This is a genomic window from Microbacterium schleiferi (assembly GCF_020781975.1).
GTDB lineage: Bacteria > Actinomycetota > Actinomycetes > Actinomycetales > Microbacteriaceae > Microbacterium.
In genome coordinates, this window is the sequence record NZ_JAJGNI010000008.1 from 124,147 (window position 1) to 136,561 (window position 12,415).

The following is a 12,415-nucleotide window of genomic DNA, read 5'->3' on the forward strand; positions in this document are numbered from 1 at the left end:
GGCGGCTAGACGGCGCGAACGATCCCGAGCGGCGTGGACTGGTGGCCTTGGCCCAGCGGGTTGTCGCGAAGCACAGCGAGCAGCGTCTTCTCGTCGGTCTTCGAAAGGGTCGACCCGAGGATGTTCCCGCCGAGGTCGTTGATGTCGACCACCGCGACCTCGACGCCCGGCGCCAGCAGCGTCTTCAGATGCTGAGCTACCTCTCGGGGACGCTCCGGGCCCAGCACGACGGCGCTGTTGTAGGGCGGGATGGTTCCGCTCGTCGGGCCGTCGATGGCGCGGGCACGGTCGCCGGCGATCCGGTAGAAGTCGCCGGAGCGCCCAAACGCCTTCGTGACCGCGGAGACTGCCGCCGCGAACAGGATGCGGGGTGTGCCGCACTCGCGCAGCGCCATTTCCATCGTCTCGGGCATTCCGAGTCCGATCCCGTACGGAGTTCGGGTCACGTAGCGCGCCAGGAATCGGGCCAGCTTGCGCGGCTGAATGTCCGAAACCGCGTACGAGCGGCCCTGTGTGATCGCGACGATCTTCTCGGTGACGAACAGCGTGTCGCCGGCGGCAGCGTGCTCGAGGGCGTATTCGCGGATGATGTCATCGAGATCATCGCCGGGCATGACCACCCGCGTGCGGATCGGAATCCGTCGATAGCGCGCGCCGTCGATATCGACTTCGAGCGCCTTCCCCTCGTTGGCGACGCCGGTCATTCCAGATAGTCCCGCAGCGACTGCGACCGCGACGGGTGGCGAAGCTTGGCCATCGTCTTCGACTCGATTTGGCGGATCCGCTCACGGGTCACACCGAACGTGTCGCCGATCTGGTCGAGCGTCTTGGGCTGACCGTCGCCGAGTCCGAAACGCATCCGGATGACGCCGGCCTCTCGCTCCGACAAGGAGTCGAGGAGAGACTCCAGCTGGCGCTGCAGCATCGTGAACCCGACCGCGTCGGCAGGAACAACAGCCTCGGTGTCCTCGATGAGGTCACCGAACTCGCTGTCACCGTCCTCACCGAGTGGCGTGTGCAGCGAGATCGGCTCACGGCCATACTTCTGAACTTCGATGACCTTCTCGGGGGTCATGTCCAGTTCGCGGCTGAGCTCTTCGGGGGTGGGTTCGCGACCCAGGTCCTGCAGCATCTGACGCTGGACGCGGGCGAGCTTGTTGATGACTTCGACCATGTGTACCGGGATACGGATGGTGCGCGCCTGGTCCGCCATGGCGCGGGTGATCGCCTGACGAATCCACCACGTCGCATAGGTCGAGAATTTGAAGCCCTTGGTGTAGTCGAACTTCTCAACAGCTCGGATGAGGCCGAGGTTGCCCTCCTGGATGAGGTCGAGGAACTGCATCCCGCGACCCGTGTAGCGCTTGGCGAGCGAGACGACCAGACGCAGGTTCGCACCCAGCAGGTGGCTCTTGGCGCGCTGACCATCGCGCGCGATCCACTGCAGGTCCAAACCGAGCTGGCTGGACTTCTCGGCGGGCGTCATGTTCGAGAGCTTCTCTTCGGCGAACAAACCCGCCTCGATCCGCATAGCGAGCTCGACCTCTTCGGCCGCATTCAGCAGCGGAACCTTACCGATCTGCTTCAGGTAGTCCTTGACCGGGTCAGCTGTCGCACCGGTGATCTGCGTTGAGTAGATCGGGACGTCATCCTCGTCGTTCGACGTGATGACGATGGCGCCGCTGGGGAGCGGCTCGGTGAACACCGGCTTGCCGGACGTTTCGTCGTCGTCCGAGTCGTCGCCGTCGTCGGAGGCATCCTTCGCGGCCGGCGCGTCGGAAGCGTCATCGGACGATTCCGAGTCCGAAGAGTCGTCATCTTCGCCCTCATCGTCGCCGTCCACGTCAGCCTCGGCGAGTTCTTCATCCTCGTCGACGTCGTCGTCATCCGCGCTCTTCTTGGATGTCTTCTTGGTGCTGGCCTTCGCACCCGCGGCGCCGCTACGCTTCTTGGCGGCGGGACGCTTGCTGGCAGGAGTCGTGGCGACTTCGTCGTCGCTCTCGATCTCGGGCGCCAGCTCGTCCGCGTCGGCCTTCTTAGCGCGCGTACGGGTGGATGTCGTGCTTGCGGTCACGTTTCGCCTCTCAGCGCACGGCGATCTGATTGCCGCGCTGTTGGTTTCGGACGCTAGTAAGACCCTTGTCAAGTCCCGCGGCGTGTGACGGTCGCGGGTGACAATGGGTCGAACCATTATTGTCTCATACTCCGTGCGCGATTCCTGGCCTACTCCCCTGGCCACGCGAACGGATACCCAATACAACCTCTCTGAGGCGTTACCTATTCCAGTCGCACAGGTGGCGATCAGCCCTTGTCGTCGTCGCCGGCGGGCCGGGTCGCGAGGTAGCGCTCCAATTCCGCGGCAATCTCGTCCGCGGTCGGCAGGTCACCGGTGTGGATGATCGGCGTCGCGTTCGTGGCCCCAGCCATGTAGGCGTCATAGCGCTCTTCGAGAGTCTCGATCATTCGCTGCAGCTCGTCGCTGCCACCAACCTGCTCCTGCACCTTCTCGAGATACTCGCGGTTCTCTTCGCGGAGCTCGTCTCCCGCGAAGACCAGTCCGGTGGCAACCGTCACGCTGTCCAGCGCAGCGAGAGCTGCTGCAGGATATTGCGTGTCGGCGAGATAGTGAGGGACGAGAAGCACGAAACCCGCGACATCCGCAGCGGTCTCGGCAAAGCGATACTCCAAAAGGTGGCCGACAGTCGCAGGCACCTGTGTCTCGGGCTGCCATACCGAGTGAGCCGCCGTCAGTTCCGTCCGGGTGCCGCTCACCGTGGTTCCCAACGGGCGCGTGTGAGGCACGGGCATCGGAATCGCATGCACCCACGTGACGCTCGACACGTCGAGTTCCGCGGCGAGGTCAAGGACCGCTGCCGTGAACGAGTCCCACGCAAAGTCCGGCTCGTATCCCGTGAGCGCGACGAACGGTTGACCCAGCGCGTCGTGGACGAGAGAGAGCTCCAGCCGAGGAGGACGATAGTCAGTGAGGTGGTCGTGCTCGAAGGAGATGACCGGGCGACGGGCACGGTAGTCGAGAAGGATGTCGTTCTCGAAAACCGCGATCGGGGTCGGCTCCAGGTCTTCCCTCACATACGTGACGATCCGACTCACGGCGGAGCCAGCGTCGGTGAAACCGGTGAGCGCGATCACGAGCGGCAGACCCGCGGGCACCGGCGGAGCGCTGGCGACGCGGTGATAGACGGGTACCGACAAAGTCATGCCTCCATGCTAGGCGCGTGGTCGCGGCGACCGCCCCGACGCGTGCCGCTCAGAGCGAACACCCCCGACCTAGGATGAATGCATGGCCAGTCCTGTCGTCGATTTCAGCGAAGCCCCGGTTACCGAACACGACGCAGACGCGGTGGTGATGGTCGTCCCTCTTGTTTCTGCAACCACTGACGACGAGTGGGAGTCGCTTCCCGGTTTGCGCGAGAGCCTGGAGTCGATCGGGTTCACCGGCTCGTCCGGGTCGTACGCTCGCGTGGCGGCTCCGCAGCTCTTCGCCAAGCCCGTCGCCGTGGTCGGTAGCGGCGCGGGGCGAGACGCCGCGTCAGTTCGCAACGCCGTCGGTATCGGATGCCGCACCCTCACCGGGTTCGCGTCGGTCGCTGTCGCTCTGCCCTTCCATGAGGCAGCAGACACGGCGCTTGCAGCAGCCGAGGGTGCAGGGCTCGGCGCCTACAGCTTCGCCAGCTTCAAGAAGGAGCCGCCCAAGCCGCGTGCTACCCGCGTCGTCGTTCACACCGCCGCGGCGGTTTCGCCAGCGGATGTGGCTCGGGTTCGCGCCGTCATCGAGGCAGTCGCGCTGGTGAAGGACCTCGTGACGACCCCTGCCGACGCTCTCGGCCCTGCCGATATGGCCCAGGCGACCAGCGACCTGCTGCGTGAGCTCCCGGCCACAGTCCGGGTGTGGGACGAGACCGAACTGGAAACGGGCGGGTTCGGCGGCATCCTCGGTGTCGGCCGCGGCTCGGCGCGCCCCCCGCGCCTCGTACGCGCCGAGTATGCGCCGGACGGCGCGACGCGCCATGTGGCTCTGGTCGGCAAGGGCATCACCTTCGATTCGGGTGGGCTTTCGCTCAAACCCGCCGCCGGAATGATCGACATGAAGTACGACATGTGCGGAGCTGCAACCGTGCTTGCTGTGCTTCGCGCCGTTGCCGGGATCGGCGCTCCCGTGCGAGTGTCGGCGTGGCTGTGCCTGGCCGAGAACATGCCCTCGGGGACTGCGATCCGCCCGGGCGATGTGCTTCGCATCGCCGACGGCACGACGGTCGAGGTCCTGAACACGGATGCCGAGGGTCGGCTCGTCCTCGCAGACGGACTGGTCGCCGCCAGCCGCGAGCATCCCGACCTCATCGTCGACGTCGCAACCCTCACGGGTGCGATCACCACGGCACTGGGAACGCGACACGCAGGCGTCATGGGAGATGACGACGCCGTCGCGCGATACCTCGCAGCCGCCGATCGCGTCAACGAACTCGCCTGGCAGATGCCGCTTCCCGACCACATGGTGGATGAACTCGACTCGCCTATCGCGGATCTCCGCAACGCGAAGGTCGGCGATCCCGCGGGTGGATCTCTCTTCGCAGGGCTGTTCCTTCGTCACTTCGTCGGCACACGCGGCGAAGCCGACGGCAACGAAGCGCGCATCCCGTGGGTTCACCTCGACATCGCCGGCGTCGGCATGAACAAGGGGGCAGCGTTCGGCTTCACCGACAAGGGACCGACCGCCGCGACGACCCGCAGCCTCATCGAGTTCGTGCTCAGCGAGGCGCGCCGATGAGCGAGGACGGCTTCGACATCATCGTCCTCGGCGGCGGCTCCGGGGGCTATGCGGCGGCGCTGCGCGCCCGGGAGCTCGGACGGACCGTCGCTCTGGTTGAAAGAGACCAGGTCGGTGGCACCTGCCTTCATCGCGGTTGCGTTCCCACGAAAGCCCTGCTGCACTCTGGTGAGGTTGCCGATGTCGTGCGCAACGCTGCCCATCACGGCGTGAGCGCGAGCTTTGAGGCCATCGATATTGCTGCGGTCCACGACTACCGGCGCAAGATCGTCAGCAAGAAACACGCGGGCCTCACAGGACTTCTCGCCGCACGCGGAGTCGTGACGATCACCGGTGACGGCTACCTCGAAGCTGATCGACGGGTGCGCGTCGGTGACCGTGTTCTGTCGGCATCCGACATCGTCCTCGCGACGGGGGGACGCACCCGCGAGCTTGCGGACGTGCCGCTCGGCGGAAGAGTGTTGAGCAGCGACACCGCGCTGGAACTCGACGAGGTGCCGTCATCGGTCGTGATCCTGGGCGGCGGCGTCATCGGTGTCGAGTTCGCCAGTATCTGGCGTTCATTTGGCGCCGAGGTCACGATCATCGAGCCGCTGGCACGCTTGCTTCCCTCCGAGGACGAGGCCAGCAGTGCCGCACTGCTCCGAGCGTTCCGCAAGCGCGGGATTGCGGCGAGCTTCGGAGCATCGTGCACCGGCGTCGATGCCGGCGAGGATCGGGTCACGGTGACGTTGTCGGATGGTTCGACGCGCACCGCCGACTACGTCCTCGTCGCCGCGGGCCGCATACCTGCGACCGCAGGTCTCGGCTTCGAGGATGCTGGCGTGGAACTCAACGCCGGTTTCGTTGTGACGGATGCCGAGCTGCGCACGAGCGCGCCGCACGTCTGGGCGGTGGGCGACATCGTCCGGGGCCCGCAACTTGCCCATCGCGGGTTCGCTCACGGCATCGCGGTGGCGGAGCGGATAGCGGGGCTCGCCGTTGCCCCGCTAGCGGACGAGGTAGTGCCCCGCGTTGCATACTCCAGTCCCGAAGTCGCGTCGGTGGGCCTCACGACGGCTGCCGCGATCGAACGCTTCGGCGAAGACGCTGTCGAGACCGCCGAGATCCCGCTGGCCGCGAACGCCAAGAGCGAGATCTTGGGAACATCCGGGTTCGCGCGGGTCGTGCGCCGTCGCGAAGGTCCCGTTCTCGGCGTGCATCTCGTCGGAGATCGGGTCGGCGAACTGATCACCGAGGGGCAGTTGCTCGTGGGGTGGGACGCGCATCCGGAAGATGTCGCTCCGCTCATTCACGCCCATCCGACACAGAGCGAGGCGCTGGGCGAGGCGCTCCTGCTGCTCTCGGGCAAACCGCTGCACGCGATCTGACGACCGCACCCGCAGAATCACTAAGCTGGAAAAGACATCGGCATTCTGAAGGAGACAAGCTCATGAGCACTTCCGTGGTCCTCCCCGCACTCGGCGAGAGTGTTACGGAGGGAACGGTGACCCGCTGGCTCAAGAAGGTGGGAGACACAGTTCAGGCCGATGAAGGGCTTCTCGAGATCTCGACCGACAAGGTCGACACCGAGATCCCCTCCCCCGTTTCGGGCGTGATCGAGGAGATCCTCGTGGACGAGGACGAGACCGTCGAGGTTGGTGCAGTCCTCGCCAAGATCGGTGATGGCTCGTCAGCACCGTCGTCGGAGTCTCCCGCCGAGGAGGCCCCCCAGGATGAGGCGCCCCAGGAGGCCGAGCCGGAGCCGCAGCCCGAGCCGGCCCCAGAGCCTGCGCCCGCGCCTGCCCCCGAGGCACAGACTGCCGCGTCCGGTGGGGGCAAGGACGTCGTCCTCCCCGAACTCGGCGAAAGCGTGACGGAAGGCACAGTGACCCGCTGGCTGAAGGCCGTCGGTGACACGGTCGAGGTCGATGAGCCACTACTGGAGATCTCCACCGACAAGGTCGACACCGAGATCCCGTCCCCTGTCGCGGGGACGCTGCAGGAGATCCTGGTGCAGGAAGACGAGACAGTCTCGGTCGGCGCGACGCTCGCCCGCATCGGGGACGGCGCCCCGCAGCAGTCAGCTCCTGAGCCCGCGCCCGCCGAAGAGCCGAAGCCGGAGTCTGAGCCCGAGCAGAGTGCCCCGGAACCCGAGAAGCCTGCTGCCGAGCCGGAGAAGCCGGCAGCTGAGCCAGAGAAGTCGGCAGAGCCGAGCCAGACCGCGCAGACCCCCGCGACCTCGTCCGAGGTGACCGAGGCAGCTGCAACCGAGTCCGGCTCTGAGGCTGACGGCGACAGCAAGACCTATGTGACCCCGCTCGTACGCAAGCTGGCGCAGGAGAAGGGCGTCGACCTCTCGAACGTCAAGGGAACAGGCGTTGGAGGGCGGATCCGCAAGGAGGACGTCCTGGCAGCTGCCGAGTCGGCGGCAACTCCCGCAGCCGCGAGCGAGGCGCCCAAGCGTTCTGAACGCGAGGTTTCGGAGCTGCGCGGGACCACGCAGCCGATGTCGCGTCTGCGCAAGGTTCTCTCCGAGCGCGCTGTCGCGTCGATGCAGTCGACAGCTCAGCTGACCACGGTCGTCGAGGTCGACATCACCAAGGTCGCGGCGTTCCGGGATGCGGTGAAGGGCGACTTCCAGAAGAAGACTGGCGACAAGTTGTCGTTCCTCCCCTTCTTCGCGCTGGCAGCCGCTGAGGCCCTGCAGGCGTACCCCGTGATCAATGCTACGGTCGACGAGGGCTCGATCGTGTACCCGGCAAGCGAGAACCTCTCGATCGCCGTCGACACCGAGCGGGGCCTGCTCACGCCGGTACTGCGGGATGCTGCGACGAAGAACCTGGCTCAGATCGCGCACGAGATCGCTGACCTCGCGGCGCGCACGCGCGAGAACAAGCTCAAGCCCGATGAGCTGGCAGGCGGCACGTTCACGCTCACCAACACCGGCTCCCGAGGCGCGCTCTTCGACACGCCGGTCGTCTTCCTGCCGCAGTCAGCGATCCTCGGCACCGGCACCGTCGTCAAGCGCCCCGGTGTCGTGCAGGTTGATGGCAAGGATGCGATCTCGGTCCGCTCGTACGTTTACCTGGCACTGTCATATGACCACCGGATCATCGACGGTGCGGATGCTGCACGCTTCCTCGGCGCCGTGAAGGCCCGCCTCGAAGAGGCAGACTTCGCCGGCGACCTCGGTATCTGACGGATCGGCGTCGAGCCCGGAGGAACGTATCACCGCTACGACGATGGCTGCTGTGCGAGGTCGAGAACCTCGCGCAGCAGCCATCGGTCGTCGTGCCGCGCAATCACAACGAGCTGGGGCGGGTAACCGTCTGCCTCGGCGCGGATGACCGCGACGTCCCCGTATTCGTCAACCACGTGCAGGGTTCTAAGCGGGGCGGGGGCTGTGGCAGCTCCGGTCGCGGGCGTCACATCCGCACGTTCGGCGATCGTCTGCACGCACGCGGCATCACCGGCGCACGTCGTCACGGCATCGAGGATCGCGCCCGCCGCACGGGGCAGATCCGGCTGGTCGTCCTGAACACGGGATTCAGACGAGGCATCCACTCCGGCATCCGGTGGGATAGCGGCTTCACCGGTCGGCGCGCCCTCCTCTGGCGCGCTCCGCGCATCGGGAGCCAGGACCGTGAAAGCGATAGCCAGGACCGCGCCGACGGCCGCGGCGGCGATCAGGAGTCGGCCACGCCGGACGGGGCGCTCCGATGTCGGCCGACGCCGGAATGACCGCATGGCGCCGCGCGCCGAGGCAGCGACGTCGGCAAGGGTCTCCTGCCACCGGCCATCGCCACCGCGCACAAGCCGATCGAATGCACCGGGCTCATCCGGCGCTGCACCCCCGTCCCCCGCCCGCGGCGGCGGTTCGACGGATGCGGGGCTCGGCGTCAGCCGTACGGCGGCCGGGGCCTCGGAAGACGGGCGAAGGGGCCCGGGCTCCACCCACTCGAACACCGCGCGTTCACAAGCGTCGATGCCGCCCGCCCGAACGTCATCGGTCCGCAAGAGCGCCACGATGGCATCCCGCACGGAACCTCCCCGGGCATCATCGAGCGGTAGTCGATTCAGGATGCGGCATGCGCTCTCGCGAGCGGGCTCAGCACCGGGCGAGAGCGCGAAGACCGGCCTGGCCGAGCCCGACAGCCACCATCCTCCGCCAGGGTCGTTCCGGGCTTCAGCGCGCAGCTCGTTCGCTCCGCGCAGAAGGCTGATCATGATGGTGGCGCATTCGGGTTCCGTGACAGGCGACCTCAGACTGTCGCGAACCGCGAGGTACGTCTCGAGGGGCTCGCGGCACGCTTCGACGAGCGCGCCCGCTGCTGCGTCAGAGCGCGAGGTGCCCATGTGGACGACATCCAGCGCTCGGAGCACGTGCGTGTCATCCTGAGGCGTCCAGAAGAGCTCGCCACCGGGCACCTGTTCTGGATCGATCAGAAGGTGCACTCCCGCCGGGCTGCGTACCAGCGTTCCCGCGTACGGCGACTCTCTCGTCGTGACGCGGCGGAGCGGGGTGAAGGCGATCAAGAACGGATCATCCGCCCACCCGGGCATTGCATCACTCATGCCCCCAGCCTGAGCGGAAGCGGCGGCGGCCCAGCCAAGGCCCATCCGGTGCGGGGACTGACGAGCCCAAGCATGGCCTGGGGAGGAGAGCGCTCGGGGATCGGCTGCCGTACGCAGCAACGCATACGGCACGCCCCGCCCGGGTACGCTGGAGGGATGGCAGCACGCGCGTCCTCACCGGAGAAAAGGCCCGGCTTCTTCTCGCAGCTTCGTACCCTGTATACGTTCACGCAGCAGACCTACCGCGGTCTTCCCTGGATGCTCGTCGGTGTCGTGCTCGCAGGCGCCGCCCTCGGCGTCGGAATCGGGTTCCTCATCCCGCCGGTCGCGGTCTGGAGCATCATCCTCTGGGGTGTCACCGGGCTTCTCTTCGGCGTGCTGATGGGCCTGACCCTGACGACGCGACTGTCGACACGCGCGATGTACAAGCGCATCGACGGCGTCCCCGGGGCCACCGGCCACGTGATCTCCACCTCACTCGGCCGTTCGTGGCAGGCTAACGAGAACCCCGTGGGCGTCAACCCCAAGACGCAGGAAGCGGTTTATCGCGTCATCGGTCGCGGCGGCGTCGTCATCATTGGCGAGGGCTCACGCGGACGACTGACTCGGCTGGTCAACGACGAGCGTCAGAAGGTTCAGCGTGTGGCATCCGGTGTACCGCTGACGGTGATCTACGTCGGGCACGGTGATGACGATGTGCCGATCTCGCAGCTCGCAACCCGGATCAAGAAGCTCCCCAAGAAGATCGACCGCGCAACGATGGCCGCCGTCATCAAGCGAGTTGACTCGGTTTCACAGTCGCTGACGTCGCTTCCGATTCCGAAGGGCATCGACCCGACCAAGGTCAGGGCACCGCGTCCGCGCTGATCCCTGACAGCCCGCGGAGCGTCGATCCCACGGACGTGCCCCCGCCTCAGCGGCTGCGCAGCAGAACCGTGCCGGCAGCCTTGTCGTGCAGCCCTCGCTGATCGGCATCCCAGATCACTGCCGGGATCACAACGATCAACAGCAGCGTGCGAATCACCGGTCGCCACAGGCCGACCCAGCCCCCGTCTACGCGCTGGAGCGTCAACCCGAAGATCCGGTGACCGGGGCTGCCCTGCAGCGTCGGCAGGAAGGCGATCTGAATGAGCGCGAAGATTCCCAGAATGGCGAGCGGGTCCCATCCGAAGAATCCTGAAATCAGGTACGCCGCGCCGTAGTCGATGCACAGTGCACCGACTCGGCGACCGAGTCGACCCATCGATCCGGGCCCAGACTCCGGAAGTCCGAGCCGTTTTCCGGGGTAGTCCTGGGCAACTGAGGTCACCGGACGAGCCTACCTGGGCGAGTCGATTCGACAGGCTCGTAACATGCCCGAAACAATAGGGACACGGCAGGGCAATCCCTGCCGACTACCGTTTTGGGAAACCCGACACGGGTATCACCACGCCCTACCTCTGGAGTCTTCATGTTCAAAGATTCATCTGAGGTGCTGAAGTTCATCAAGGACGAGGACGTCAAGTTCCTCGACATCCGTTTCACGGATCTCCCCGGTGTGCAGCAGCACTTCAACATTCCGGCATCCACCGTCGACGAGGACTTCTTCACCGTCGGCCAGCTGTTCGATGGATCCTCGATCCGCGGATTCGCGAACATCCACGAGTCGGACATGCAGCTCATTCCGGATGTCACCACGGCGTACCTCGACCCGTTCCGCGACGCCAAGACGCTGATCATGGTCTTCGACATCTACAACCCGCGCACCGGCGAGATCTACCACAAGGACCCGCGCCAGGTCGCGAAGAAGGCAGAGAAGTTCCTCGCCTCAACCGGCATCGCGGACACCGCGTACTTTGCACCGGAGGCTGAGTTCTACATCTTCGACGACGTGCGCTACGAGGTGAAGCAGAACTCTAGCTTCTACTCCGTGGACTCCTCCGAAGGTGCCTGGAACACGGGCCGCGAAGAAGAGGGCGGCAACCTCGGAAACAAGACCCCGTACAAGGGCGGCTACTTCCCCGTCTCCCCCGTCGACAAGACGGCTGACCTGCGTGACGACATCTCGCTGCGGCTGATCGAGTCGGGCCTTGAGCTTGAGCGCGCCCACCACGAGGTCGGTACCGGTGGCCAGCAGGAAATCAACTACAAGTTCGACACGATGGTTCACGCCGCCGACGACATCTTGAAGTTCAAGTACATCGTCAAGAACGTGGCTGAGCAGTGGGGCAAGGTTGCGACCTTCATGCCCAAGCCGCTGTTCGGCGACAACGGCTCGGGTATGCACACCCATCAGTCGCTGTGGCTCGAGGGCAAGCCCCTCTTCTACGACGAGGCCGGCTACGCACAGCTCTCCGACACCGCTCGGTGGTACATCGGTGGCCTGCTCGCCCACGCTCCGGCTGTTCTCGCATTCACCAACCCGACGCTCAACTCCTACAAGCGTCTGGTCAAGGGCTACGAGGCTCCGGTCAACCTGGTGTACTCGGCCGGTAACCGTTCGGCAGCTGTGCGCATCCCGATCACCGGATCCAACCCGAAGGCCAAGCGCCTCGAGTTCCGCGCCCCCGACTCCTCGGGTAACCCGTACCTCGCGTTCGCTGCGCAGTTGATGGCCGGCATCGACGGCATCATCAACCGCATCGAGCCGCACGAGCCCGTCGACAAGGACCTCTACGAGCTGCCCCCCGAGGAGGCCAAGCTCATCCCGCAGGTTCCGAACTCGCTGCTGGACTCGCTCGACGCCCTGCGCGCCGACCACGAGTTCCTGCTCCGTGGCAACGTGTTCACGCCCGAGCTCATCGAGACCTGGATCGAGTACAAGTTCGAGAACGAGATCCAGCCGATCAACGCCCGTCCTCACCCGTTCGAGTACGAGCTGTATTTTGGAGTATGAGCCAAACGGGGCGCATGCGTAGGAGTGCGTAGCTACACGTAGCGGTACGCACCTCGTTTCGCCCCGGAGGTCACCTCCACTTCCTGAGCCCCGGCTACTGCTGGTATCTGTTGACTGATGCCAGTAGAGCCGGGGCTCAGTCGTCCCGCGCCAAGTGGCCCGCACTCCCCCGCGTTGGCGCGCGGTGGGTGCTGCTC

General features: G+C 66.0%; 10 protein-coding genes. 5 read left to right on the forward strand and 5 right to left on the reverse strand.

From position 1 onward, the window contains the following. Positions 1-5 precede the first annotated feature (5 nt). From LL236_RS11045 to LL236_RS11055, 3 genes are all read right to left on the reverse strand, one after another. Positions 6-704, reverse strand: coding sequence for a coenzyme F420-0:L-glutamate ligase (locus LL236_RS11045; RefSeq protein ID WP_228178849.1), 699 nt, complete (start codon positions 702-704; stop codon positions 6-8). Continuing rightward, the gene (locus LL236_RS11050) at positions 701-2,074 is read right to left on the reverse strand and encodes an RNA polymerase sigma factor (protein WP_308017273.1); all 1,374 of its coding nucleotides are present in this window, start codon (positions 2,072-2,074) and stop codon (positions 701-703) included. Before LL236_RS11050 ends, LL236_RS11045 begins: the two co-directional genes overlap by 4 nt. Positions 2,075-2,301: 227 nt before the next feature. After that, a complete protein-coding gene (locus LL236_RS11055) occupies positions 2,302-3,219 on the reverse strand; it encodes a proteasome assembly chaperone family protein (RefSeq protein ID WP_228178854.1) in 918 nt (305 codons plus the stop codon). Positions 3,220-3,301: 82 nt separating this feature from the next. Here LL236_RS11055 and LL236_RS11060 point away from each other — a divergent pair, with 82 nt between their 5' ends. The 3 genes from LL236_RS11060 to sucB all read left to right on the forward strand — a co-directional run bounded on the left by LL236_RS11060 (position 3,302) and on the right by sucB (position 7,967). Next, the gene (locus LL236_RS11060) at positions 3,302-4,786 is read left to right on the forward strand and encodes a leucyl aminopeptidase (RefSeq protein WP_228178855.1); all 1,485 of its coding nucleotides are present in this window, start codon (positions 3,302-3,304) and stop codon (positions 4,784-4,786) included. After that, positions 4,783-6,156, forward strand: a complete 1,374-nt coding sequence (gene lpdA, locus LL236_RS11065) for a dihydrolipoyl dehydrogenase (RefSeq protein ID WP_228178857.1) — start codon at positions 4,783-4,785, stop codon at positions 6,154-6,156. The genes LL236_RS11060 and lpdA overlap by 4 nt, the downstream gene beginning before the upstream one ends. 62 nt (positions 6,157-6,218) lie before the next feature. Next, entirely contained in the window at positions 6,219-7,967 is a 1,749-nt protein-coding gene (gene sucB, locus LL236_RS11070) for a 2-oxoglutarate dehydrogenase, E2 component, dihydrolipoamide succinyltransferase (protein WP_228178861.1), read from the forward strand. A 35-nt stretch (positions 7,968-8,002) separates the two neighbouring features. Here sucB and LL236_RS11075 read toward each other — a convergent pair whose 3' ends face one another. Beyond that, positions 8,003-9,343, reverse strand: coding sequence for a hypothetical protein (locus LL236_RS11075; protein WP_228178862.1), 1,341 nt, complete (start codon positions 9,341-9,343; stop codon positions 8,003-8,005). Between the two features lie 156 nt (positions 9,344-9,499). Between LL236_RS11075 and LL236_RS11080 the strand changes: the two genes are divergently transcribed. Then, complete coding sequence (locus tag LL236_RS11080; protein WP_228178863.1) at positions 9,500-10,210, forward strand: DUF4191 domain-containing protein; 711 nt, start codon at positions 9,500-9,502, stop codon at positions 10,208-10,210. Positions 10,211-10,256: 46 nt separating this feature from the next. Here LL236_RS11080 and LL236_RS11085 read toward each other — a convergent pair whose 3' ends face one another. Next, positions 10,257-10,652: an RDD family protein gene (locus LL236_RS11085; RefSeq protein WP_228178864.1), complete on the reverse strand. Its 396-nt coding sequence runs from the start codon at positions 10,650-10,652 to the stop codon at positions 10,257-10,259. Between the two features lie 141 nt (positions 10,653-10,793). On the opposite strand from LL236_RS11085, the gene glnA reads away from it, so the two are divergent. Next, entirely contained in the window at positions 10,794-12,218 is a 1,425-nt protein-coding gene (gene glnA / locus LL236_RS11090; protein ID WP_228178865.1) for a type I glutamate--ammonia ligase, read from the forward strand. The last annotated feature ends 197 nt before the right edge of the window (positions 12,219-12,415 follow it).

Coding starts and splice junctions, on each gene's coding strand:
- LL236_RS11045 (WP_228178849.1), bottom strand. CDS start 704: ATGACCGGCGTCGCCAACGAGGGGAAGGCGCTCGAAGTCGATATCGAC.
- LL236_RS11055 (WP_228178854.1), bottom strand. CDS start 3,219: ATGACTTTGTCGGTACCCGTCTATCACCGCGTCGCCAGCGCTCCGCCG.
- LL236_RS11060 (WP_228178855.1), top strand. CDS start 3,302: ATGGCCAGTCCTGTCGTCGATTTCAGCGAAGCCCCGGTTACCGAACAC.
- lpdA (WP_228178857.1), top strand. CDS start 4,783: ATGAGCGAGGACGGCTTCGACATCATCGTCCTCGGCGGCGGCTCCGGG.
- sucB (WP_228178861.1), top strand. CDS start 6,219: ATGAGCACTTCCGTGGTCCTCCCCGCACTCGGCGAGAGTGTTACGGAG.
- LL236_RS11075 (WP_228178862.1), bottom strand. CDS start 9,343: ATGAGTGATGCAATGCCCGGGTGGGCGGATGATCCGTTCTTGATCGCC.
- LL236_RS11080 (WP_228178863.1), top strand. CDS start 9,500: ATGGCAGCACGCGCGTCCTCACCGGAGAAAAGGCCCGGCTTCTTCTCG.
- glnA (WP_228178865.1), top strand. CDS start 10,794: ATGTTCAAAGATTCATCTGAGGTGCTGAAGTTCATCAAGGACGAGGAC.